This is a genomic window from Streptomyces sp. NPDC019937 (assembly GCF_040631655.1).
GTDB lineage: Bacteria > Actinomycetota > Actinomycetes > Streptomycetales > Streptomycetaceae > Streptomyces.
Window position 1 is genome coordinate 19,784 of record NZ_JBEYAL010000030.1, and the last position, 23,377, is coordinate 43,160.

The 23,377-nt window shown below is 71.3% G+C and carries 25 protein-coding genes and 1 pseudogene; 11 read left to right on the plus strand and 15 right to left on the minus strand.

Annotated features, from left to right (window positions below):
* The first annotated feature begins 45 nt into the window (after positions 1-45).
* Genes ABZ562_RS27535 through ABZ562_RS27545 form a run of 3 tightly spaced genes read left to right on the plus strand, consistent with a single transcriptional unit; the run spans position 46 to position 1,921 of the window.
* Entirely contained in the window at positions 46-897 is an 852-nt protein-coding gene (locus tag ABZ562_RS27535; RefSeq protein ID WP_361484617.1) for a helix-turn-helix transcriptional regulator, read from the plus strand.
* An 11-nt stretch (positions 898-908) separates the two neighbouring features.
* Complete coding sequence (locus tag ABZ562_RS27540) at positions 909-1,112, plus strand: DUF397 domain-containing protein (RefSeq protein WP_361484619.1); 204 nt, start codon at positions 909-911, stop codon at positions 1,110-1,112.
* A gap of 38 nt (positions 1,113-1,150) precedes the next feature.
* On the plus strand, positions 1,151-1,921 hold the full coding sequence (locus tag ABZ562_RS27545; protein ID WP_361484621.1) for a PIG-L family deacetylase: 771 nt from the start codon (positions 1,151-1,153) through the stop codon (positions 1,919-1,921).
* Positions 1,922-1,964: 43 nt separating this feature from the next.
* Here the strand turns inward: ABZ562_RS27545 and ABZ562_RS27550 are convergent, their stop codons facing one another.
* Positions 1,965-2,585: a LysE family transporter gene (locus tag ABZ562_RS27550; protein WP_361484623.1), complete on the minus strand. Its 621-nt coding sequence runs from the start codon at positions 2,583-2,585 to the stop codon at positions 1,965-1,967.
* Positions 2,586-2,621: 36 nt separating this feature from the next.
* Complete coding sequence (locus tag ABZ562_RS27555) at positions 2,622-2,963, minus strand: 2OG-Fe dioxygenase family protein (protein ID WP_361484625.1); 342 nt, start codon at positions 2,961-2,963, stop codon at positions 2,622-2,624.
* A gap of 374 nt (positions 2,964-3,337) precedes the next feature.
* Between ABZ562_RS27555 and ABZ562_RS27560 the strand changes: the two genes are divergently transcribed.
* The gene (locus tag ABZ562_RS27560; RefSeq protein ID WP_361484627.1) at positions 3,338-3,472 is read left to right on the plus strand and encodes a hypothetical protein; all 135 of its coding nucleotides are present in this window, start codon (positions 3,338-3,340) and stop codon (positions 3,470-3,472) included.
* On the plus strand, positions 3,469-3,723 hold the full coding sequence (locus tag ABZ562_RS27565; protein ID WP_361484629.1) for a YbaK/EbsC family protein: 255 nt from the start codon (positions 3,469-3,471) through the stop codon (positions 3,721-3,723). The genes ABZ562_RS27560 and ABZ562_RS27565 overlap by 4 nt, the downstream gene beginning before the upstream one ends.
* Positions 3,724-3,791: 68 nt before the next feature.
* Here ABZ562_RS27565 and ABZ562_RS27570 read toward each other — a convergent pair whose 3' ends face one another.
* From ABZ562_RS27570 to ABZ562_RS27580, 3 genes are all read right to left on the minus strand, one after another.
* Complete coding sequence (locus ABZ562_RS27570; RefSeq protein WP_361484631.1) at positions 3,792-4,013, minus strand: hypothetical protein; 222 nt, start codon at positions 4,011-4,013, stop codon at positions 3,792-3,794.
* Positions 4,013-4,885, minus strand: coding sequence for a hypothetical protein (locus tag ABZ562_RS27575; protein ID WP_361484633.1), 873 nt, complete (start codon positions 4,883-4,885; stop codon positions 4,013-4,015). Before ABZ562_RS27575 ends, ABZ562_RS27570 begins: the two co-directional genes overlap by 1 nt.
* A 73-nt stretch (positions 4,886-4,958) precedes the next feature.
* The gene (locus ABZ562_RS27580) at positions 4,959-5,960 is read right to left on the minus strand and encodes an NAD-dependent epimerase/dehydratase family protein (RefSeq protein ID WP_361484635.1); all 1,002 of its coding nucleotides are present in this window, start codon (positions 5,958-5,960) and stop codon (positions 4,959-4,961) included.
* A gap of 77 nt (positions 5,961-6,037) precedes the next feature.
* Between ABZ562_RS27580 and ABZ562_RS27585 the strand changes: the two genes are divergently transcribed.
* On the plus strand, positions 6,038-6,925 hold the full coding sequence (locus ABZ562_RS27585) for a GNAT family N-acetyltransferase (RefSeq protein WP_361484637.1): 888 nt from the start codon (positions 6,038-6,040) through the stop codon (positions 6,923-6,925).
* Positions 6,926-6,987: 62 nt separating this feature from the next.
* Here the strand turns inward: ABZ562_RS27585 and acnA are convergent, their stop codons facing one another.
* Complete coding sequence (acnA, locus tag ABZ562_RS27590) at positions 6,988-9,705, minus strand: aconitate hydratase AcnA (RefSeq protein ID WP_361484639.1); 2,718 nt, start codon at positions 9,703-9,705, stop codon at positions 6,988-6,990.
* A gap of 294 nt (positions 9,706-9,999) precedes the next feature.
* Here acnA and ABZ562_RS27595 point away from each other — a divergent pair, with 294 nt between their 5' ends.
* Complete coding sequence (locus ABZ562_RS27595) at positions 10,000-10,899, plus strand: LysR family transcriptional regulator (RefSeq protein WP_361484641.1); 900 nt, start codon at positions 10,000-10,002, stop codon at positions 10,897-10,899.
* A gap of 48 nt (positions 10,900-10,947) precedes the next feature.
* Here ABZ562_RS27595 and ABZ562_RS27600 read toward each other — a convergent pair whose 3' ends face one another.
* Both ABZ562_RS27600 and ABZ562_RS27605 read right to left on the minus strand, forming a co-directional pair.
* Positions 10,948-11,307 carry a GntR family transcriptional regulator gene (locus ABZ562_RS27600; RefSeq protein WP_361484643.1) on the minus strand — a complete coding sequence of 120 codons (360 nt, stop codon included), beginning with the start codon at positions 11,305-11,307 and terminating at the stop codon, positions 10,948-10,950.
* An 8-nt stretch (positions 11,308-11,315) separates the two neighbouring features.
* Entirely contained in the window at positions 11,316-12,281 is a 966-nt protein-coding gene (locus ABZ562_RS27605; RefSeq protein WP_361484645.1) for a hypothetical protein, read from the minus strand.
* 111 nt (positions 12,282-12,392) lie between these two features.
* Between ABZ562_RS27605 and ABZ562_RS27610 the strand changes: the two genes are divergently transcribed.
* Entirely contained in the window at positions 12,393-13,922 is a 1,530-nt protein-coding gene (locus tag ABZ562_RS27610) for a UDP-N-acetylglucosamine 1-carboxyvinyltransferase (RefSeq protein WP_055549643.1), read from the plus strand.
* Between the two features lie 211 nt (positions 13,923-14,133).
* Here ABZ562_RS27610 and ABZ562_RS27615 read toward each other — a convergent pair.
* From ABZ562_RS27615 to ABZ562_RS27625, 3 genes and pseudogenes are all read right to left on the minus strand, one after another.
* Positions 14,134-14,229 (minus strand): annotated as a pseudogene (locus ABZ562_RS27615) (undecaprenyl-diphosphatase); the annotation flags it as partial.
* Positions 14,211-14,705, minus strand: coding sequence for a hypothetical protein (locus ABZ562_RS27620; RefSeq protein ID WP_361484799.1), 495 nt, complete (start codon positions 14,703-14,705; stop codon positions 14,211-14,213). The pseudogene ABZ562_RS27615 and the gene ABZ562_RS27620, both read right to left, overlap by 19 nt.
* 43 nt (positions 14,706-14,748) lie before the next feature.
* On the minus strand, positions 14,749-15,975 hold the full coding sequence (locus ABZ562_RS27625; protein ID WP_361484647.1) for an AbrB family transcriptional regulator: 1,227 nt from the start codon (positions 15,973-15,975) through the stop codon (positions 14,749-14,751).
* A 238-nt stretch (positions 15,976-16,213) separates the two neighbouring features.
* Between ABZ562_RS27625 and ABZ562_RS27630 the strand changes: the two genes are divergently transcribed.
* Both ABZ562_RS27630 and ABZ562_RS27635 read left to right on the plus strand, forming a co-directional pair.
* Entirely contained in the window at positions 16,214-16,891 is a 678-nt protein-coding gene (locus ABZ562_RS27630) for a response regulator transcription factor (protein ID WP_361484649.1), read from the plus strand.
* A complete protein-coding gene (locus tag ABZ562_RS27635) occupies positions 16,892-18,349 on the plus strand; it encodes an ATP-binding protein (RefSeq protein WP_361484651.1) in 1,458 nt (485 codons plus the stop codon).
* A gap of 70 nt (positions 18,350-18,419) precedes the next feature.
* On the opposite strand, the gene ABZ562_RS27640 is transcribed toward ABZ562_RS27635, so the two are convergent.
* The 4 genes from ABZ562_RS27640 to ABZ562_RS27655 are packed head-to-tail and all read right to left on the minus strand — an operon-like array spanning position 18,420 to position 21,603.
* On the minus strand, positions 18,420-19,490 hold the full coding sequence (locus ABZ562_RS27640; RefSeq protein WP_361484653.1) for a serine hydrolase domain-containing protein: 1,071 nt from the start codon (positions 19,488-19,490) through the stop codon (positions 18,420-18,422).
* 27 nt (positions 19,491-19,517) lie between these two features.
* Positions 19,518-20,033, minus strand: coding sequence for a winged helix-turn-helix domain-containing protein (locus ABZ562_RS27645; RefSeq protein WP_361484655.1), 516 nt, complete (start codon positions 20,031-20,033; stop codon positions 19,518-19,520).
* 44 nt (positions 20,034-20,077) lie between these two features.
* Positions 20,078-20,482 (minus strand): RidA family protein, encoded by a 405-nt coding sequence (locus ABZ562_RS27650; protein WP_361484657.1) that lies wholly within the window; start codon positions 20,480-20,482, stop codon positions 20,078-20,080.
* Complete coding sequence (locus ABZ562_RS27655) at positions 20,479-21,603, minus strand: acyl-CoA dehydrogenase (RefSeq protein WP_361484659.1); 1,125 nt, start codon at positions 21,601-21,603, stop codon at positions 20,479-20,481. Before ABZ562_RS27655 ends, ABZ562_RS27650 begins: the two co-directional genes overlap by 4 nt.
* A 138-nt stretch (positions 21,604-21,741) precedes the next feature.
* Here ABZ562_RS27655 and ABZ562_RS27660 point away from each other — a divergent pair, with 138 nt between their 5' ends.
* Positions 21,742-23,373, plus strand: coding sequence for an AMP-binding protein (locus tag ABZ562_RS27660; RefSeq protein ID WP_361484661.1), 1,632 nt, complete (start codon positions 21,742-21,744; stop codon positions 23,371-23,373).
* Positions 23,374-23,377: the final 4 nt, after the last annotated feature.

Genomic DNA, 23,377 nt, shown 5'->3' on the forward strand with positions numbered 1-23,377 from the left:
TCTATTACAGATACCCTCTTGTGGGGGACAAGGGAGGGAACCGACATGCCACCGAGCAACCCGCCAACCGCGCGACGACAACGCCTCGGCGCCGAACTCCGCAAGCTCCGCGAGCGCGCGGGAATGTCTGCCGCGACGGCAGCAGGTCGCCTGGGCGGCAACCAGACCCAGATCAGCAACATCGAGGCGGGCCGCCACGGAGTGAGCGCCGACCGCGTCCGGACCCTGGCTCGCCTGTACTCGTGCGGAGACCAGGACTACATCGACGCACTCGCCGCCATGACCGGCGCGCGCACGCGAGGGTGGTGGGAGGAGTACCGCGAGCTTCTGCCAGTCGGGCTGCTCGACCTGGCCGAGGTGGAACACCACGCCACGTACGTACGCGTCGCCACCATGGTCCACATCCCAGGGCTGCTCCAGACCACCGAACACGCCCGGGTGGTCTTCAACGCGGGCATCCCGCAGCTCGCACCATACGAGGTGGAGCACCGCGTCTCACACCGCATCAAGCGGCAGGCGATCCTCTACGGGGACGCTCCGACTCCCTTGGTTGCGATCATTCACGAAGCGGCTCTCCGCATGGGATACGGGGGCTCCACGGTGGCCCGTGGGCAGCTTCAGCACCTGATCGACATGGGTGAGCGGGACAACATCACCATCGTGGTGATTCCGTTCGGAGCGGGACCACTTCCCGGCTCCGGTCAATCCGTCGACTACTTCGGAGGCCCCGTGCCGCAGCTCGACACCGTCGAACTCGATACGAGTCACGGCGTCGAACTACTCGACGCAGAGGCCCAACTGGTCAATTACCGAAGTGTGCTGGACCGTATGGAGCAGTACGCTCACAAGCCCGCAGCGTCCAGGGACCTCATCCACCGCATTGAGCAAAGTATCTGAGGGGAACCAACGTGCGCATCCATGACTGGCAGAAGTCCTCGTACTGCGCTCAGGCATCCAACTGCCTCTATGTCGCCGCTCCCGCCCCCCACACCATCGCGCTCCGGGAGAGCGACGAACCGGACGTCATCCTCACCACCACCCCCGCCACGCTCGGCACCTTCATACGCGCGGCCAAGGCCGGGGCGTTCGACGGGCTCGCCCAGGACCGATAAGGCGCGCCGTGCCGCCCCCGAATGCCAGGATGGACCGCATGGCTACCGTCCTGGCATTCCACGCCCACCCCGACGACGAGGCGCTGCTGACCGGCGGCACGCTCGCCCGGCTCGCCCACGAGGGGCACCGGGTGGTGGTCGTGGTCGCCACGGACGGCCTCGTGGACGCGGCACCGACGCAGGCCGAGTCACCCCGCCTGCACGAACTGCGCACCAGCGCCGCCCTCTTGGGCGTCGACCGCGTCGTCCACCTCGGCTACGCGGACAGCGGCCACGGCCCGCTCCTCTACCCCGACCCGCCGGACCGCGCGCGCTTCGTCCGCGCGGACACGGAAGAGGCCGCCGAGCGGCTGGCCACGATCCTCCGCGACGAGGACGCGTCGATGCTGCTCCACTACGACCCCCACGGGGGCTACGGCCACCGCGACCACATCAAGGTCCACCAGGTCGGCCGTCGCGCCGCCGAGCTGGCCAAGACGCCGAGGGTGCTGGAGGCAACGGTCCCCCGCGACACCGCCGAACGCCTGGTCCGCCTGGCCCACCGGCTGCGGATCCCCCTCCGCTTCACCGCCGAGGAGCTGAGCACCCGCTTCAGCCCCCGGTCGGACATCACCCACCGCCTCGATGTCCGCCGCTACGCCCGCCAGAAGCAGGCCGCCCTGGCGGCCCACCGCTCCCAGATCAACGGCACGGGCCGCTCAAGCGCCGTCTTCCGCAAGATGATCCGCCTGCCGTCCCCCCTCTTCGGCTTGCTCCTTGGCCGGGAGTGGTTCATCGACGTCTCCCCCGTCCGCTCCCCACAGCCCTAGCCCCGCGCTTTCACGAGGTGGCGTCCCGCCCATGCCCAGTGGCTCAGGCGGAGGCGAAGACGAGGGAGAGACCAAACGCCATGAGGATGGCGCCAATGGTTCGGTTGAGGGTCTTCTGGCGGCGGAGCATGCGGCTGCGGAGGGCGGGGGCGGAGAAGAGGCCGGCGGCGAGGCCGAACCAGATCAGGTGGGCGAGCGACATGAAGAGCCCGTAGCCGACCTGCTGGGCGAGGGGGGTGTCACGGTCAACGACCTGGGTGTAGGTGCTGACGACGAAGAGCATGGTCTTCGGGTTGAGGGCGTTGGTGAGGAACCCGGTGCGCAGGGACCGCCGGCGGGAAGCACGCGATTCCGTGCCGACGGCCTCTGCCGTGGTGTTGATCTCGGCGCGGGCCGAAAACGTCTTGTAGCCGATCCAGACCAGATAACAGGCACCGACGATCTTGACCACGGTGAACAGGGCGGGGGTCCTGGACAACAGCAGGCCCACACCGAGCATGGTGTACGTGACGTGGACCAGGACGCCGAGGCTGATGCCCACGGCGGCGAACAGGCCTGCGGTGCGACCGTAGAGGTAGCTGTTGCGGACGATCATGGCGAAGTCGGCCCCGGGGCTGATGACGGCCAGGACCGTGATGACGGCGACGGCGATGATCTCGGCCACGGGACCGACTCCTTGGCTATGGCGCGGTGGTGAAAATCAGGCGCGATGACGGTAGGTGATCACCAGGACGTCCCGGTGGACGGGGCAGGATGAGTCGTCCTGAAGGACGGGGCTGACGCCGTGGAAGACGCGTTCGTCGTTGACGAACACCAGCTCACGCGGCTCGGTGAGGGTGAAGGAGGTCAGCGGCTGCTTCTCGACGCTGTAAACGGTGCTTTCGCCGCCGGTGACGTTGTCGCGGTCGACCAGCGCCATGAGGACGAATAGGTGTCCAGCGGCATGGGCTGCCAGCTGGCGCGGAATTCGTCCCAGCCCCACCAGGCCGTCTGGGAGAAGTCCGACAGCAGGCGAGATGCCTCGGGGCGGGCAGGTGCACATAGCTGTTGCCTGATAGGCACCGGGCAAGCGTGGTCACAGAGACGAGCGAGGTGGTCAAGAGAAGACCTCTCCTTGCGCTAAGTGATCGGCTTCGCGCTGACGCTGCCCGGCGAGGCTAACCAAGAACAACATGACCGGGGTCGGCTGTCTCAATCTTGTGCCCACTTGTCCCGAAACCGGGGATGATCTGTCTGCATATCACCGCGCCGGGGCGCCTCAAGCTCCCTCGCGCATGCGTTCTCCCCGGCCGCCCAGACGGGCATCGCTGACCTCGAAAACAAGTCACGCTCACCGCTTCACCGCTGACGTGCTGTAATGGCCCACCTGCGTCGTACCGGGTACGGGAACACGCCCCCGAAGGCGAGACGGAAGCGGTGAGCCGACTGCGCGGCCATGCGCTGCACCAAGCCGCGAAGTGCCTGATCGTCATGGTCAAGATCAGCAAGAAGGAGAAACGGTTCGTGCTGACCGTGATCCCTGGAGACAGGCGCGTCGCCTGGGAGCGGTGAAGGAACTGTACGGGGGAACGTACGCCGGCTTCGCCTCACAGGACATCGCCGAGGAGCTGGCCGGCAGCGCCACCGGCACCATCCTGCCGTTCTCCTTCGACGACCGCCTGGAACTCGTCGTCGATCCCGCCCTGCTGAAGGAACCTGAGTTCTTCTTCAACGCGGCCCGTCTGGACTGCTCGATCGCCCTGCACAGTCAGGACTTCCAGCGCATCGCCCAGCCACGCGTCGAGAGCGTCTCCGTAAGCTGACCCTCCCCGAGCGGGGCTTCGACGGCCGCCGGGTTCATCGACGTCTCCCCTGTCCGAGGGCCGCAGCCCTAGCCGTCGGCGAACAGCTCCTCAGCACGAGAGACGGTCCCGGCCCGGTCCAGCCAGGTGCCGAGGACATCCATGTCCTTGCACGACTCAATGCGCTCACGCGTCTCGGCAGTGACCTCAATCCCCCGAGCCTTGAGGAACCGCAGGAGATCGTTGGCGCGCACCTCCGCGAAGGCGTGCTGGACGTGCTGCGAACGGAAGTAGTTCATCAGCGCGCCCATCAGTCGAACAATTCCTCGACGCGAGACGCGGTCACGGCCCGGTCTAGCCAAATGTCCAGGAGTTCCAGATCCTTGCACGACTGGATGCGCTCACGGGCCTCGGAGGTGACCTCGATCCCTCGACGGCCGAGCACCCGCAAAACATCCTTCGCACCCTTTTCAGCCCGAACCTCGGCGAAGGCTCGCTGGGCGTGCTCGGAACGGAAGAAGTTCAGCAACGCGGACATCAGGTCGCTCCAAGTCTTTCGTGCCGTGGTGTTCCCGAGTCCCGCTGCGACGAGCTCGGCGTACATGGTCGCCTCTTCGAGGGGAAGGGTCTTGGTGAGTGTGGTCCCCAGCACCTTCAGTATGTCATCGACGTTTTCATCCCTACTATGCGTCATCGCAGAGAAGGCAGCGATCGGGATATCCCGGGCCACCTCTTTCGCATCCATGATGACGGGAACGTTGCCGGGCCCGAGAACGAGCGGGCGTACCGTCAAGGAGGGGTGATGGGGGATGCCGAGCGTGATCGGGCGGGCGGCCCAGCGGGCCGTAGCCTCATCCGGGCAGAGCACGATCAGCACCGGCTGGTGACCGAACTTCGCATGCATGTACGAGAGATAGTAGGCCCAGGCCGCGGGCTTCTTCGGATCCCTCCTGCTCTGCGACTCGATGGCGAATAAGTATGTGCCGTCATCCTTGGTCTCAACCTGGAGCAACGTGTCCACGCGCCTTTCGATCGGCGCGATCTCGGTAAGGTCCGGGCTGACGACAAACGCCCTGTCCGGCTCGGGAAATGGGACGCCGAGTAGCTGTCTGAGCGCTCGAATGACGGCACCGGTGTCCTCCTGGAAAATCCGGTGGAGCGCTTCGTGTGAGGAACTGACCATGCGTTGAACGCTAAAGATGCGAGGGCAAGTGCCAACGGCATTTGCCCTCCCTTCACCCGAACGCATGCAGCCGCTATTGGCGTTGACGCAAGGCGTCCAGCACCTCCGCCTCCTTCTCCGGATCCAGCCCCACCACCGGCCGGTCCGCACGCTGCGGGGCCTCGCCGCCCAAGCCGCGCAGCCAGGTCCACGTATCGGCCACCGTCTCCCCGACCGGACGGCACCGCAGGCCCGCCGCCACCGCCTTCGAGACGTCGGCGGCATGCAGCGTGTCGTGCAGCTCGCCCGGGGGGATCCAGATCGGGAGGTCGGTCCAGGGGGCGATGTCGGCGGCCAGGATGCGGTCCGGGTCGGTCCAGCGGAGGTCGGCGGCGGCGCCGGTGACGCGTACGCAGGTCTCCAGGAGTTCGCCCATCGTGGTGTGGCCGGGCGGGCTGACCGTGTTGTACGGGCCGCCGAGGCCGCGCTCGGCGGCGTCCAGGAGCCAGGCGGCCAGGTCGCGGGCGTCGATGTACTGCAGGGGCAGGGTGCGCGGACCGGGGGCGAGGACCGGGCCGCCGCGGGCGATGCGGGTCAGCCACCAGGGCAGTCGGCCGATGTTCTCGTACGGGCCGAGGATCAGCCCGGGCCGGGCCAGCAGCGCCCGGTCGCCGAAGGCGGCGAGCGCGGCGAGTTCGCCGCCCCGCTTGGCGCGGGCGTAGTCGGTGTCGTCGCCGTCGTCCGGGGACGCCTCCACCACCGGGCCGTCCTCGGCGAGTCCGGCGCGGGCCGGGTGGGTGTAGACGGAGCGGGTGGAGACGTAGGCGTAGTGATGGACGCGACCGGCGAGGAGGCGGGCCGTGTCGTGTACGGCCGAGGGGGCACCGGACCAGGTGTCGACGACGGCGTCCCATACGCCGGTTTCGAGCGCGGTGAGCCCACCGCGCGCGGTGCGGTCGCCGCGCAGCACCGTGACTCCCGGCGGCGGGGCATGGCGTCCGCGGTGGAACGCCGTGACCTCCCAGCCGCGGGCCAGGGCCGCCTCGGTGACGGCGCGTCCCACGAATTCCGTTCCGCCCAGCATCAGCAGTCTCATAACGGGACTGTTGCCCACTGAGGGCGACGCGCGCCGGTGGATTAGCCCTCGGCAGATTTCGCGCCATGATGGTCCGCATGATCCTCCGCCAGCTACGTGACACCGAGGAGGACGCCGAGGCCGTGAGGACCGTGGCCTCGGCCGCCTTCGACACCTCGCGGGCCCTGCGGGGCGAACCGGCGGCCGACTGGCCGCCCGACCGGCTCGCCCGCGTCGACAGCCGCAACCGCCATCTGGCGCGGACCGATCCGGGCGGCTGCTGGCTCGCCGTGGACGATGTGGGGATGCCGGTCGGCACGGTGCTGTCCACGCGCCGCGAAGGCACCTGGGGGCTCGCGCTGTTCGCCGTGCTGCCCCGGGCCCAGCGGCGCGGGATCGGCCGGGAGCTGCTGGCCGCGGCGCTGCTGTACGGGCGGGCCTGTCTGCGCGGGATCATCTGCGGGTCGCGGGATCCGCGCGCGGCGGCCACCTACCGGCGGGCGGGGTTCACCCTGCATCCGACGATGCGGCTGCGCGGCACGGTCGACAAGGAGCTGAAGACGCGGCTGCCCCCGCTGGACGGGGCGGTCCACGAGGGCACGGAGCGGCACCGGGACCTGATGGACTCCGTCGACCGCCGCACCCGCGGCGGGGCCCACGGCCCCGACCACGAGGAGATGCTGCGGCACTCGCGGCTGCTGGTCGTCGACGACCTGGCCGGGAGCGGCTACTGCTACGTCGGCGCCGACGGAGACGTCGAACTGCTCGCCGCGACCTCCCGCCGGCTGGCGGGCCGACTGCTGACCGCCGCCCTGCTCAGCCTCCCGGAGGGCACGGAGGTGGCGGTGGAGAACCTGACGGCCGAGCAGGAGTGGGCGGTGGACGTCGGCATCGTGGCGGGGCTTGAGCTGTCCAACGCGGGCTACGTGTGCCTGCGCGGCATGCGGCCGCCGTCGCCGTACATCCCCTCCGGCGCGTTTCTCTGAGAAATGCGAACGGGCCGCACCCCTGCACAAGGGGTACGGCCCGTCCGTGGCGTGACAGCGCCTTACTTGCGGATCAGCGAGCGCAGCACGTACTGCATGATGCCGCCGTTGCGGTAGTAGTCCGCCTCGCCGGGGGTGTCGATGCGCACCTTGGCGTCGAACTCCACGTCACCGGCCTTGACCTTGACGGTCTCCGGGATGCCGCCGTCGTTGAGCGCGGTGACGCCGGTGATGTCGAAGGTCTCCTCGCCGGTCAGGCCCAGCGACAGCGCCGAGGCGCCCTCGGGGAACTGGAGCGGGAGGACGCCCATGCCGATGAGGTTCGAGCGGTGGATGCGCTCGTACGACTCGGCGATGACGGCCTTGACGCCGAGCAGCGCGGTGCCCTTGGCGGCCCAGTCGCGGGACGAGCCGGAGCCGTACTCCTTGCCCGCCAGGATGACCAGCGGGGTGCCGGCCGCCTGGTAGTTCTGCGAAGCGTCGTAGATGAAGGAGACCGGCCCGCCGTCCTGGGTGAAGTCGCGGGTGTAGCCACCCTCGGTGCCGGGCGCGATCTGGTTGCGCAGCCGGATGTTGGCGAAGGTGCCGCGGATCATGACCTCGTGGTTGCCTCGGCGGGAGCCGTAGGAGTTGAAGTCACGACGCTCGACACCGTGCTCGGTGAGGTACTTGCCGGCCGGGGTGTCGGCCTTGATCGCACCGGCCGGGGAGATGTGGTCGGTGGTGACCGAGTCGCCCAGCTTGGCCAGGACGCGGGCGCCGGTGACGTCCTCGACCGGGGCCGGGTCCATGGTCAGGCCCTCGAAGTACGGGGGCTTGCGGACGTAGGTGGACTCCGCGTCCCACTCGAAGGTGTTGCCGGTCGGGATCGACAGCGCCTGCCACTGGGCGTCGCCGGCGAAGACGTCCTGGTAGGACTTGTTGAACATGTCCTCGCCGATGGCGTTGGCCACCACGTCGTTGACCTCGGCCTCGGTCGGCCAGATGTCCTTGAGGAAGACCGGGTTGCCGTCCTGGTCGGTGCCCAGCGCGTCCGTGGTGATGTTCACCTTCATCGAACCGGCGATGGCGTACGCGACGACCAGCGGCGGGGACGCCAGGTAGTTCATCTTGACGTCGGGGTTGATCCGGCCCTCGAAGTTCCGGTTGCCGGAGAGCACCGAGGTGACGGCGAGGTCGGCCTCGTTGACGGCCTTGGAGACCTCGTCCGGCAGCGGGCCGGAGTTGCCGATGCAGGTGGTGCAGCCGTAGCCGACGAGGTTGAAGCCGACCTTGTCGAGGTAGGGGGTCAGGCCCGCCTTGTCGAAGTAGTCGGTGACGACCTTCGAGCCCGGGGCCAGGGTGGTCTTGACCCACGGCTTGCGGGTCAGGCCCTTCTCGACCGCCTTCTTGGCCACCAGGGCGGCGGCGACCATGACGTACGGGTTCGAGGTGTTGGTGCAGGAGGTGATCGCGGCGACGGTGACGGCGCCGTGGTCGATCTCGTACGTCGAACCGTCGGGGGCGGTGACCAGGGTCGGCTTGCTCGGTACGCCGTTGGAGACGGCCGGGGCGTCGGAGGCCGGGAAGGACTCCTTGCCCGCCTCGTCCTCCTCCGCCTCGGCGACGTAGTTGCGGACGTCCTGGGCGAACTGCTGCGCCGCCTCGGCGAGCACGATGCGGTCCTGGGGCCGCTTGGGGCCGGCGATCGACGGGACGACCGTCGACAGGTCCAGCTCCAGCTTCTCGGAGAAGTCCGGCTCGGCGGCCGGGTCCAGCCACAGGCCCTGCTCCTTGGCGTACGCCTCGACGAGCGCGACCTGCTGCTCGGAGCGGCCGGTGAGCTTGAGGTAGTTCAGGGTCTCGTCGTCGATCGGGAAGATCGCGGCGGTGGAGCCGAACTCCGGCGACATGTTGCCGATGGTGGCGCGGTTGGCCAGCGAGGTGGCGGCGACGCCCTCGCCGTAGAACTCGACGAACTTGCCGACGACACCGTGCTTGCGCAGCATCTCGGTGATGGTCAGCACGAGGTCGGTGGCGGTGGTGCCGGGCTTCAGCTCACCCGTCAGCTTGAAGCCGACGACGCGCGGGATGAGCATCGAGACCGGCTGGCCGAGCATCGCGGCCTCGGCCTCGATGCCGCCGACGCCCCAGCCGAGCACACCGAGGCCGTTGACCATGGTGGTGTGCGAGTCGGTGCCGACGAGGGTGTCCGGGTACGCCTGACCGTTGCGCACCATGACGGTGCGGGCCAGGTGCTCGATGTTCACCTGGTGGACGATGCCGGTGCCGGGCGGGACGACCTTGAACTCGTCGAACGCGGTCTGGCCCCAGCGCAGGAACTGGTAGCGCTCCTTGTTGCGGCCGTACTCCAGCTCGACGTTCTGGCCGAAGGCGTCCTTGGTACCGAACTTGTCGGCGATCACGGAGTGGTCGATGACCAGCTCGGCTGGGGCCAGCGGGTTGATCTTCGCCGGGTCGCCGCCCAGCTCCTTGACGGCCTCGCGCATGGTGGCGAGGTCGACCACGCAGGGCACACCGGTGAAGTCCTGCATGATCACGCGGGCCGGCGTGAACTGGATCTCCTGGCTCGGCTGGGCCTGGGAGTCCCAGCCGCCGAGCGCTCGGATGTGGTCGGCGGTGATATTGGCGCCGTCCTCCGTGCGGAGCAGGTTCTCCAGCAGAACCTTCAGGCTGTAGGGGAGGCGGGCGGCCCCCTCCACCTTGTCCAGCCTGAAGATCTCGTACGACTCGTCGCCCACCTGCAGGGTGCTGCGGGCATCGAAGCTGTTCGCCGACACGACAGTCTCCTTCATGCATGAATTACGCGCGTACCACCGCAATGCTGCCGCGACATGCCCGCGCCGATCCGCTAAGGTAAGGCTAAGTTAGGTCACCCTTACCGGTGCGGCGCGACGGTAGCGCCCGCCGACAGATATCTCGATGTCGAGATAACTCTAATACATGGCCCTCGCGCGGGTCAGCTCAGCCCTGCCACCCGGCGGCGTCATGCCGTGCGGATCGCGGTACCCGGCCTCGGCCCCGGTATCCGGCAGACCCGTGAACGGCCCTGCCGAGCCGCGATACTTGTCCCCATGGATCCGCATCTGCTCCGCACCTTCGTCTCCGTGGCCCACTGCGGCTCCTTCTCCGACGCCGCCCACAGGCTCGGCGCCACGCAGGCGGCCGTCTCCCAGCAGATCGCGACCCTCGAAGCCGATCTGCGCACCCCGCTGCTGACCCGGCGGCCGGTGACGCTCACCACCGCCGGGGCGCGGCTGCTGGAGCACGCGGGTCCGCTGCTGCGGCGGCTGGACGCGGCCCGGGCGGACGTCGAGCGGCTGGCCGGACCCGCCGCCGCACGGCTGGCCCTCGGCGCCTCACCACTGGCCATGACGCCCGCGGTCGCCACGGCCCTGGACGAGACGCGCCGCGCCTGCCCCGACGCGGCCGCCGCCGTACGGATCCTCGGCCGCCGGGAGCTGCCGGCGGCCGTCGCTTCCGGCGCGCTGGACCTGGGGCTGCTCGACGGCCCGGCCGCCCCCGGCGAGCCCCTGCCGCTGCCCGACGCGGGGCCGCTCACCACGGTCGCGGTCGCGGAGACGCCGCTGGTCGTGGCCCTGCCGCTCGGCCACCCGCTGGCCCGTCGGCTCGGCCTGCGGCTGGCCGACCTCGCCGACGCCCCCTGGCTGGACGCACCGGACGCCGCGGTACCGCTCGGCGCCCTGCGCGCCGCGAGCGGCACCGGCGGCTTCCGCCCCTCACTGACGTACGAGGGCACGGACGTCAGCGCCCTCCTCGCCCTGGCCGCGGCCGGCCACGGCCTGACGCTGCTGCCGCACGCGGCCGCCGAGCGCGCCCCCGGCCTCGCCGCGATCCCCCTGACCGCACCCCGCCTGATCCACCGCACCGAACTCCTCCACGGCCCCGCCGTGGACGGCCCGGCCCGCACCCTGGCGGCGGTCCTGACGGGAGATGGTCACCGGTACGGGTGATCTCGGGCGGATATGCCCGAGCCGGTCGCGGCAGAGCTCCGGCCCGGCTCAGCCGCCCGCCAGCCGGGTGCGCACCAGGGACAGGACCTCCTCGTCCGACAGGCCGAGCGACCGGGCCTCCTCCACCAGGCTCTGGACGCCCTCCAGGAGCCGGGCGCGGGCGGTGGGCTGTTCGCCGGTGACCACGGCGCCGCGGCCTCGGCGGAGGTCGATCAGGTCCTCCTCGCGGAGGCGCTGGTAGCCGCGGAGCACCGTGTGGACGTTGACACCGAGGGAGTCGGCGAGGGTGCGGGCGGCGGGGAGGCGTTCGCCGGGGCGGAGGGTGCCGTCGGCGATGGCGCCGCGGACGGCGGCGGCGATCTGGTCTCCCAGCGGGACCGGGGAGCCGAGGTCGACACGGAAGAGCATGGTCAGCCTTACGTTCCAGGAGCGGGCCGGCCGCGCTCGATCAGGGTGTTGAGCAGGGCCGCCGCGGTGGCGGCGTCGTCCACCGTCACCACGAACTCCTTGCCGGTGACCAGCCGCAGGAACAGCGCGTCGCCCGAGCGCAGCACCAGGGACCTGCGCCCCGGCTGGATGCGGTAGCCCCAGCCGCCGAGGCCGAGGGCATGGGCCTCGCGGCTGGTGGCCTTCTCGATCCGCTCCAGCGGTATCCGCAGCCGCGGGCGCGGTGCGAACCACGGCGCGACGGACAGGCCCCGGCGGTCGGCGATGACCCGGCAGCGGCACAGCGCCACCGAGATCAGCCCGGCGGCGATCAGCACCGCTTCCGCCGTCACCTCCATGGCCACGGTGAGCACCACGCCCAGCAGGGTGCAGCCCGCTCCCACGACGGCCAGCACGGGCGATCCGACGCTGTGCGTCCAGACGGCGGCCTCGCCCTCGGCGAGCGGCAGCCGGGGTCCGGCCGCCGCGTCGGCCTCGTCGGCGGGGGCGGGGCCCCGGCCCGCCAGCAGCCATCCCGCCCAGCCGGCGGCCACGGCGACGGCGAGCGAGACGGCCAGGTGCCACAGGGGGAAGGTCACATCGGCGGCACGGGCGGCGCCGGCGTTGGCGCCCAGCAGCGCGATGAAAACGTACGCGAGCATCGTGGCCATCCCGTACCCCGTGGCGACCAGCATCCGCCACGCACTGAGCCGCGCACGCCACAAGCCGTGCGCACCGGCCGCCGCGAGGAGGCCGAACACGAGCAGAAGGGTGGTGACCACCGGGAGGAAGGCACCCAGACCGGTGAATCCGTCGGCCTGCCCGCCGGGGCCGACATGGATGGCGAGCGGATCCGGCAGCCGGTCGCGCAGCACGGCGAAGGCCGCCAGAACAGCGGCCCAGGCCAGCACAAAGGGCAGAGCGACGACAGCCGCGCGCCGCCAGGAGCGGTCCACCACAACCTCCCTTGTTCGCGTACTACTAGAACAATTCCCGGCTGGACAGCCGCTACACCTCCCCTCCCCCCGGTCGCGTGCGCATCTCATATCTGAGATAGCCTCTTCTGTATGACTGACGACTACCTCTCCCGCATCGGCAAGCTCATCCGTGACGCCCGGCAGCACCGGGGCTGGACCCAGTCACAGCTCGCGGAGGCGCTCGGCACCAGCCAGAGCGCCGTCAACCGCATCGAGCGCGGGAATCAGAACATCAGCCTTGAGATGATCGCCCGCATCGGTGAGGCGCTGGACAGTGAAATCGTCTCCCTCGGGTACGCGGGCCCGATGCATCTGCGTGTGGTCGGCGGCCGGCAACTGTCCGGCGCCATCGATGTGAAGACGAGCAAGAACGCGTGCGTCGCGCTGTTGTGCGCCACGCTCCTCAACTCGGGACGCACGACGCTGCGGAGAGTCGCCAGGATCGAGGAGGTGTACCGCATCCTGGAGGTGCTGGGCAGCATCGGCGTCCGCACCCGCTGGATCAACGACGGGGCCGACCTGGAGATCGTGCCGCCCGCCGAACTGGACCTCGACTCCATGGACACCGAGGCCGCGCGCCGCACCCGCAGCGTGATCATGTTCCTCGGTCCGCTCCTGCACCGGATGGACCGCTTCCGGATCCCCTACGCGGGCGGCTGCGACCTCGGCACCCGCACCGTGCAGCCGCACATGACCGCGCTGCGCCCGTTCGGCCTCGAAGTGACCGCCACCGACGGCATGTACCACGCCCGGGTCGACCGCTCGGTCTCCCCCGGCCGCGCGATCGTGCTGACCGAGCGCGGCGACACGGTCACCGAGAACGCGCTGCTCGCGGCCGCCCGCCACGACGGCGTCACGGTGATCCGCAACGCCTCCTCGAACTACATGGTCCAGGACCTGTGCTTCTTCCTGGAGGAGCTGGGCGTCAAGGTCGAGGGCGTGGGCACCACCACGCTGACCGTCCACGGCGTCACCCACATCGACCGTGACGTCGACTACGCGCCGTCCGAGGACCCGGTGGAGGCGATGAGCCTGCTCGCCGCCGCCGTCGTCACCGAGTCGGAGCTGACGATCCGCCGGGTGCCGGTGGAGTTCCTGGAGATCGAACTGGCCATCCTGGAGGAGATGGGGCTCGACCACGAGCGCACCGCGGAGTACGCGGCGGACAACGGCCGTACCCGGCTGATCGACCTCACGGTCCGGCCGTCGAAGCTCCAGGCGCCCATCGACAAGATCCACCCGATGCCGTTCCCCGGCGTCAACATCGACAACGTGCCCTTCTTCGCCGCCATCGCGGCCGCCGCTCAGGGCTCGACGCTGATCCACGACTGGGTCTACGACAACCGCGCCATCTATCTGACGGAGCTGAACCGGCTCGGCGCCCACGTCAAACTCCTCGACCCGCACCGCGTCCTGGTCGAGGGCCCCACCCGCTGGCGCTCCGCCGAGATGATGTGCCCGCCCGCCCTGCGCCCCGCCGTGGTCGTCCTGCTGGCGATGATGGCCGCGCCCGGCACCTCCGTGCTGCGCAACGTGTACGTGATCAACCGGGGTTACGAGGACCTGGCCGAGCGCCTGAACTCGATCGGCGCGCAGATCGAGACCTTCCGCGACATCTGAACCCGGACGCCGCCACACCCCTGCCTGAGCGGCACGCATGCGAGACGGGAGGAGGCGTGGCGGCATCCATGGGACTTCTCTGGGACTTCGGGGCCCACGCCGGGACATCGGCGACGGCTGTCCGTGCCTTGCGCCGGGCGGTGCGGGCCGGCCGGGTGCCCGTACCCGTGTGCTCACGCGGTGAGCGCCCCGGTACCCGGCAGGCTGAACGGACGGCGGTGCCCACCACGACGGGCAGGGCGCCCCCGGCGCCGATCGCGTCCTTCAGCTCGTACGGACCCGCGCCGGTCAGCACCGGCATGCCGAGCAGCCGACCGCGGGGTCCGGGGGTTCGACGTGGTGCAGTTCCGGGGTGTCGGTGCTGCAGTAGACCAGCCCGTCGGGGTCCACGTCGCAGGGCGTGACCGTGCCGTCGTCGTACACGAGCCAGGCGAGCACGGGACGGCGTTCGAGGTGTTCGGCGCCGCCGACGCCGTCCGTACCGCCGGGGCCGCCCGCGCCGCCGGGCGGCGGTGCGCCGAGTCGGTAGCAGACCGTCCACCCCATTCCGGGCAAGGCCCCGACGACCTGTGGACGTCGCTCGTATGCCAGGAATCCCGGGTGACGGTCAGCACGGACGACACGGCCCTTGTCCCCATGGGCCGCGTCGCCCGTGCCGCATATGTAGCCGACCAGTTCCGCCTCTTCGGGCAGCCACTCGACGATGTCGCACGCCTCGGCGTATCCGTTTCCGCGGTCGACGAGAGCGACCCATCGCTGGCCCATTCGGGCGGTGGCTTCCACCGGCGGTCCTTTCGACGGCTGGTCAGTCGGTCATCGGGTCATGTCATCGGGTCATGACGGTCCGCGGGGACGGCGGCCGGGCCGCCGCCAGCCGACGCGTGATCAGCGGCGTCACCAGGACGACGACCAGCAGGCGCAGGCTCTGCACGGTGGAGACCAGAGCGACATCCGCGTGGGAGGAGACCGCGGTGGCGAGGACCGCGTTGATCCCCCCGGGGGTCGTGGCGAGATAGGCGTCGGCGAACGGAGTGCGCGTCAACCCGGCGAAGATCCACGCCAGCCCGGTGCAGCCGAGGCATACCGCCGCCATGCAGGCCGTGATCGGGAGCAGCAGGCGCCGCACCCTGATGAGCGTCTGGCGGGTGAACCGTACGCCCACGTCGAGGCCGACGAGGACGAAGACGAGGTTCTGGAGCATCCCGACGGGCGCGAAGCCCGGTACGGCGCCGCTGAGCGTGGCGACCAGGGCGGCCAGCATCGGGCCGATCAGCAAGGGCGTGGGCACCCGCAGCCGCCGGCCGGCCCAGGAACCGGCGACGGCGATGACCGCGAGGGTGAACAGGCCGGTGAGCTGGTCCTGCCCCGCGACGACGTGGAGGAGGCCGGAGAAGAAGCCGGACCCGGCGCCGCCGCTCGCGGCCGGGTGACCGCCCGCCGCCGGGGAGGCGGAGGTCAGCCAGTGGGCCGCGAGCGGGGCGGTGGCGGCGACGAGGCCGACACGCAGGTACTGGGTGAAGGCGACGAGCCGCACATCGGCGTTCAGCTCGTCGGCGCAGGTGACGATCGCGGCCGAACCGCCGGGCACCATGCCGAGGAGGGCGCTGGGCCGGCCGATGCGGCCGCCGCGGGCCAGGAACCAGGCGACCGCCGCGCTCATCCCGATCGTGGCCGCGGTGACCACGGTCAGCGGCAGCGCGACGGGCGCGGCGGAGAGGAGGGCGGAGGGGGTGAGATAGCTGCCCATGAGGGCGCCGACCAGCGCCTGGGAGGCCCGGTTGGCCGGCGCCGGGAGCCGGTCGCGGACCCTTCCGCACAACGCCAGGGCGGCGCCGACCAGCAGTGAGGACAGCAGGTAGGGGGCGGGAACGCCGAAGGCGTGCGCCGCGAGGCCCGCGGCGTAACCCCCGGCGATGATCAGGGCCCAGAGCCCGAGGGGAGCCGAGCGGGAGGAGACACGGGATGCGGAGGTGCGCGGGGCGGGCTTCGGCGCGGTACCGGCGGCGGGGGACGGATGTTCGTCCATGCGCCGCGGCGCGGAAGTCGGTGCCACGATGGGCGCCTTTCGTCGAATGGTGCGGGTCCGTTGGACTCGGTGCGTGAACGAAGCAGGCACTTCCCCACTGTGGCGCTTACGGGCTGTGCGCACACTGAGAGCGCTGAGTGAACGCTGAGGAGACCCTGAGAGCCCGCTGAGAGACGCCCGGCCGACCTGCGGTCCGGCCTCTAGACTCGCAACCGAGGATCAGTCTTCCGGCCGACGCGTCGGTACGGTCACGAGGTGATGTCGGGTGCGCGTGCTGGTGGTCGAGGACGAGCAGAACATCGCCGCCGCCGTGGACCGCGGCCTGCGCGCCGAGGGATTCGACGTGGACATCGCCGGGGACGGCGAGAAGGCCCTCGGCCTGATCAGGCACAACGACTACGACGTGATCGTGCTCGACCTGATGCTGCCGGGCCGCAACGGCTACGACGTCTGCCGGACCCTGCGTGCCGCGGGCCTCACCACCCCCGTACTGATCCTCACCGCCAAGGACGGGGAATACGACGAGGCGGACGCCCTCGACCTCGGCGCCGACGACTATCTGACCAAGCCTTTCTCGTTCGTGGTGCTGCTGGCCCGGATCCGCGCACTGCTGCGCCGCAGCGCCCCGCAACGGTCGCCCGTACTCCGTGCGGGTGATCTGTGGCTGGACCCCTCCGCGCACCGGTGCGGTCGCGGCGACGAGCGCCTGGAACTGACACCGCGCGAGTTCGGGCTGCTGGAATTCCTGCTGCGCCACCCCGACACGGTGGTGAGCAAGACCGACCTGCTCGCCCAGGTCTGGGACGCCTGGTTCGAGGGCGACCCCAATATCGTCGAGGTCTATGTCGGCTACCTCCGGCGCAAGATCGACACCCCCTTCGGCCGGTCCGCCATCGAGACCGTGCGCGGTATCGGTTACCGGCTGGATGCGAAGGGCGGCTGAATGTCCCGACGCCTTCGCATCGGGCGTCCGGCATTCGGCCGGGTGCGGCGGTTCACCCGGAAGCTGAGTCTGCGGGCCCGGGTCACCATGTGGGCGACCATGGTGGTCGCCATCGCGATGGTGGCGGCCGGGCTCGGGCTGCTGCTCGGTCTCCAGCACTCCATGTGGGCCGATCGGGACAGCACCGGCCGCCAGCGGCTCTCCGACGTCACCGCCCTCGTCCGGCACGACCAACTGGGTCCCCTCATCCCGTCCAACGGAGGGGACGCCGACGTCGTCGAAGTTCTCGACACCCACGGGAAGGTGCGGGCCAGCTCCGACTACGACACCCGCCCGGGGAGCCCCAGCGGCTTCCCGACCCCGCTCCCCCCGCGGGTGCTCTCGGGACACCCCACCACCCTGCGCGACCTCGGGATCGGCGACGGAGGCGACTTCCGCGTCCTGGCCCGGCCGATCCGCGTCGACGGCCGCCCCGCGACCGTCGTGGTGGGAGTGTCCCTGGCCCAGGCCGAACACACCCTGTCCAGCCTCACCACGGGCCTGGCGATCGGCGTACCCGCACTGACCGCGCTGGTGGCCTGGACGATCTCGCTCACCGCCGGCCGCACCCTGCGCCCCGTGGAAACCCTGCGTCGCCAGGCCGCCGACATCACCGCGACCGATCTGCACCGCCGCCTGGACCTGCCCGCCTGCCAGGACGAGATCCACGCCCTCGGCGCCACCCTCAACGACATGCTCGCCCGCCTCGACGACGCTTCCATGGCCCAACGCCGCTTCGTCGCCGACGCCGCCCATGAACTGCGCAGCCCGCTGACCGCGTTGCGCGCCCAGCTCGAGGTCATGTCCAGCTACCCCGACCCCGGCCGGGACCCACAGATGGCCGCCACCCTGCTGGAGGACACGGTACGGCTGCACGACCTGGTGGAGGGACTGCTGGCACTGGCCCGCAGCGAGGACCCCGCCCGGTCGCGGTCACAGGTCGCGCGCGTCATCGACCTGGACGAGGTGGTACTGGCCGAGGTCCGCCGGCAGCGCTCCCTGACCCAGGCGGACATCGACGCCCGACGGGTCTCCGGCGGGCGGGTCCGGGGCGACGCCGAGGCGCTGCGCTGCGTCGTACGCAACCTGCTGGACAACGCCCGCCGCCACGCCGACCAGGCGGTACGGGTGACCCTGGGCGAACGCGGGAGCACCGTCGAACTCACCGTCAGCGACGACGGGTCGGGCATCCCGCCCGCGGACCGGCTGCGCGTCTTCGAGCGCTTCACCCGGCTCGATGAGGCACGGTCCCGCGAGGCCGGCGGTTCCGGCCTCGGCCTCGCCATCGTCGGAAAGGTCGTCACCGCGCACGGCGGCACCGCCTACGCCGACCAGGACCCCGCGCCGGACGACGGCGGCCTCGGCGGGGCGCGTCTGGTGGTCAATCTGCCGGCCGCGCCCGCACCGCTCGAAAAGTGATCGAAGGGCGAGCCGCAGGGGACGCCGCGGCACCGCGCGCTCCCTGCTCGCCATCGTCCGGCCCGACGGCTCAGGCCGCCGCGTCGAGATCCCGGAGCAGCCCGTAGGTGAACGTGTCCATCGGGCGCTCCCCGCCCGGGGGCACCTGGCTGACGTTGTTCGTCATCATCACCACCGCCACCCCGCTCTCCCGGCTGAACGCCGCGTAAGTGCCGAAGCCGCCGGTGCTGCCGTTGTGCCAGGTCATGGTGCGGCCGCTGGGCAGCGGGCTGAGGTGCCAGGCGAGCCCGAGCCGCAGGTCGCGGCCGGCTGTGAAGCGGGGCCGCTGGGTCAGTTCGATGGCGTCCCGCAACGGGGAGCGCCTTGGGCGGAGTTGGGCGGCCAGGAAGCGCAGCATGTCGTCGGCCGTGCTGTAGATCGAGGTGCCCGCGCCGCTGAGCACGTGGTCGTGCCAGTCGGGCACCGGCGTGCCCTCGAGGTGGCCGACCGCCTTGCGGAGCAGCATGTCCGGCCGCAGTGTCGTCGTGGTGTCGGTCAGGCCCAGCGGCGCGGCCACCCGGTGCCGCAGCATCTCGTCCACGCGGTCGAAGGCCAGCGCCTGGCCGAGGAGCCCGAAGCCGAGGTTCGAGTACGCGTACTCGGTGCCCGGCTCGGTGGCCAGGGTGGTCCTGCCGAGGCCCTCGGCCAGGTCGTCCAGGGTGTAGTGCGCGTACGGGTCGTACGGGTTCGCGCCGTCGAGCAGGCCCTCCGGCAGTCGGGGCAGGCCGGAGGAGTGGGTCGCCAGATCGGCGAGGGTGATCCGCCGGGGACCCTTGCGGGGTATGGGAAAGCGGGCGGGCAGGGTGAGCGGTGCGTCGAGACGCGTTTCGCCCGCGGTGACGGCTCGGGCGAGGGCGGTCGCGGTGAGCGTCTTGCCGATCGAGCCGAGCTGGAAGACGGTCCGGCCGTCCGGCGTCCGCTTGCCCTTTCCGGCCGCACCCGCCACGTACGCACGCCCGCCCCGGATGACGCCGCACACGGCGCTCGGAGCCCCGGCGGCCAGCACCTGGTCCAGGGTGCGCCGCACCTGGGCGGGCAGGGTGTCGCCGGCCGCGGCGGCGGTGCCGGGCAGCAGTGAGGCGCCCGCAGCCGCGGTCGCCATGGCGATTAATTTACGTCGGTTCATGAGTCATTCCCCCGTGGTGGGTTTGCCTGGTGGCACCACCGCGGACAGCAGCACGAGCAGCGGTACGACCCGGCCCGCGGGCACCTGGTAGTGGCCGCGGCCCTCGGCCTGGAGCCAGCCGGCCGCCGTGAGCTGTTTGAGGTGGTGGTAGAGCTGGCCGGTGGTGTTCAGCCCGGCGGTCTCCTGCAGTTCGGCGGCGGAGCGGGTGCCGCCCAGTACGGCGCGCAGCAGGGTGAGCCGCACCGGGTGGCCCAACGCGGCGTAGGGCGCGGCGTGTTCGGACCAGTCCGCATCCAGCAGGCCCTCCGTCGTGGCGCCCTGCTGCCATTCGTAGCGCTGGCCGGTGGGCAGCTCGACCGCGCCGGTGAACAGCACCTGCCCGTGTCCCGTGATCCGCCGGCGCAGCCCCTCCAGCGCCCAGAACACCTCGCTCCGGGGGGAGTCCGGCGCTTCGGACTCCAGCCGCGACACCCGTTCTTCGAGTGCGGCGACCCGCTCGTGCAGGGACTCGTCGGCCATGCGCGAGAGATTACGTTATTCCGGAATAACGGAGCAAGGGGTGGTTACGGCAGCACCGCGATCCCGTCGAGTTCGACCATCGCTTCCTCGTCCCACAGCCGGACGACGCCGATGACCGCCATCGCCGGGTAGTCGCGACCGGCCATCTCCTGCCAGATCCGGCCGAGTTCGGCGGCGCAGTCGCGGTAGGCGGCGACGTCGGTGGCGTAGACGGTCAGCCGGGCGAGGTCGGCGGGGCTGCCGCCGGCGGCCTGCAGCGCGGTGAGCAGATTGGTGAGCGCCCGGCGGAACTGGGCGGGGAGGGTGTCCCCGACGACCTTGCCGTCCTGGTCCAGCGCGGTCTGGCCGGCCAGGAAGACCAGTTGTCCGCCGGTCGCGGTGACGGCGTGGCTGAATCCGGCGGGCGGGGACAGCTCGACGGGGTTGATGCGGTGCAGGGGTTCGGTCATCGGTACAGCTCCTTCGCGATGATCGTGCGCTGGACCTCGGTGGCGCCCTCGTAGATCCGGGGCGCGCGCACCTCACGGTAGAGGTGTTCCAGCGGATGGCCACGGCGCAGTGCGCGGGCGCCGTGGATCTGGACGGCCGCGTCCACGACGTACTGCGCGGTCTCGGTGGCCAGCAGCTTGGCCATGGCCGAGCGCCGGGCGATGCCGGGCTCGCCGTCGTCGTACGCCGCGGCCGCCGCGTACACCAGCAGCCGGGCGGCCTCGGTGCGGGTGGCCATCTCGGCGAGCTGGTGCGCGACGGACTGCAGGTCCTTCAGGGGCCCACCGAAGGCGGTGCGGCTTCCGGCGTGCGCCAGCGAAGCGTCCAGCGCCGCCTGCGCCATGCCGACGGCGAACGCGCCCACGCTCGGCCGCAGCAGGTTGAGGGTGCGCATGGCGACGCGGAAGCCCGCGTCCGGCACGCCCAGCACGTCCTCGCCGGTGACCGGGACGCCGTCGAAGACGAGGCGGCCGATGGGGTGCGGGCTGAGCATCTCCAGGGGCTCGCCGCCGAGTCCGGGGCGGTCGGCGGGCACCAGGAAGGCGGTGACGCCGCGTGAGCCCGCGCCCGGGGTGGTACGGGCGAAGACGGTGGTGACATCGGCCTCGGGCGCGTTGGAGATCCAGCACTTCTCGCCGGTCAGCCGCCAGCCCCCGGCCCCGTCCCGGTCGGCCCGCAGGGTGAGCGCGGCCGCGTCCGACCCGGCGTCCGGCTCGCTCAGCGCGAAGGCGCTGACGGTGCGTCCGGCCCGGATCCCCGGCATCCAGCGCTCGTACATCTTCTCGCCGCCGGACAGCACGATCGGGTACCCGCCGAGCCCCTGGAGGGCGAGCGCGGTCTCGGCCTCCGTGCACTCCATGGCCAGCGACTCGCGCAGCAGGCACAGGTCGAGCGCCCGGACCGGCCCGTCCTCCGGGAACAGCCGCCCCAGCAGGCCCAGTTCGCCCAAGCAGGCGGTCAACGGCCGGTTGATCCGCCCCGGCGTACCGGCGTCCGCGAGGGGGCGCAAGCGCTCGCGGGCCAGCGCGCGCAGCCGCGCGCACCAGCGCCGCTGCTCCGGATCCAGTGCGAATGACGGCATCGGGGCCCTCCCTCGGCGCGACCCTGGTCCGCGACTATCGCGGGATATTGACTGTCGTCACCATCACGTTACGCTGACACAGCGGCTTCAGACAGCCATCCGGCAGGCACATCGGGCAGGCAGGGGGGCGCATCCTCGATGGAGCTCAGGCCTTCGGCACACCTCGACACCTTCGCCCGTGACCACCTCCCGCCCGCCGACCAGTGGCCCGGGCTCCTCCTCGACCTGCCGGGGCCGCGCCGCCCCGACCGGCTCAACTGCGGGGCCGAATTACTGGATCGCACCGTCGAGCGGTACGGCCCGGAGCGGGCCGCCGTGCGCGACGGCTCCGGCGCGGTGTGGACGTACGGGCAGCTCCTCGCGCACGTCGACCGGATCGCGCACACCCTCACCACTGCCCTCGGCGTCGTCCCCGGCAACCGGGTGCTGCTGCGCGGCCCCACCTCCCCCTGGCTGGCCGCCTGCTGGCTCGCCGTCATGAAGGCGGGCGCGGTCGCGGTGACCGTGCTGGCCGCCCAGCGCTCCCGCGAACTGGCCACCATCTGCGACATCGCCCGGGTCGGGCACGCGCTGTGCGACGCGCGGTGCGCGGACGACCTGGTCAGGGCCGGGGTGCCGGGGCTGCGCACCCTCACCTACGGCGGTGACGCGCCCGACGACCTGCTGCGGCTCGCGGCCGGCGCGCCCGCCTCGTACGAGGCCGTGCCGACCTCCGCCGACGACGTCGCCCTCATCGCCTTCACCTCGGGAACCACCGGGCGGCCCAAGGGCTGCATGCACTTCCACCGCGATGTGCTCGCCATCGCCGACACCTTCTCGGCCCAGGTGCTGCGGCCCACCCCCGACGACGTGTTCGCGGGCAGCCCGCCGCTCGGCTTCACCTTCGGCCTCGGCGGCCTCGTCGTCTTCCCGCTGCGCGCCGGGGCGTCGACACTGCTGACCGACCGGGGCGGGCCGGACCGGCTGCTCGCCGACATCGCCCGGCACCGGGTGTCCGTGCTGTTCACCGCGCCGACCGCCTACCGGGCGATGCTGAACCGGCTGCGCACCGAGCCCGCGGCGTACGACCTCTCCTCGCTGCGCCGCTGCGTCTCCGCCGGGGAGAACCTGCCCGCCGCCACCTGGCACGACTGGCAGCGGGCCACCGGGCTGCGCATCATCAACGGCATCGGCGCCACCGAACTGCTCCACATCTTCCTGTCCGCCGCCGACGACGCGATCCGCCCGGGGACGACGGGCGTCCCGGTGCCCGGCTTCGAGGCCCGCGTCGTCGACGCCGACCTGCGTCCCGTCCCCGACGGCGAACCGGGCCTGCTCGCCGTGCGCGGCCCGACCGGCTGCCGTTACCTGGCGGACGAGCGCCAGCGCTCCTACGTACGCGACGGCTGGAACCTCACCGGCGACACCTACATCCGCGACCCGGACGGCTACTTCCGCTACGTGGCCCGCGCCGACGACATGATCATCTCGTCCGGGTACAACATCGCGGGCCCCGAGGTCGAGGACGCCCTGCTGCGCCACCCCGACGTGGTCGAAGCCGCGGTCACCGGAGCGCCGGACACCGAACGCGGCACGATCGTCGTCGCCCATGTGGTGCTGCGCGCGGGCGTCCCGCGGACCGAGGAGACCGTGGCCGCCCTCAAAGCCTTCACCACCGCCGAACTCACCCCCTACAAATGCCCGCGCCGCTTCGTCTTCCTCGACGCGCTCCCGCGCACCGCCACCGGCAAGCTCCAGCGCTACCGCCTCCGCGACAGCGCTCTACAGTGACCCC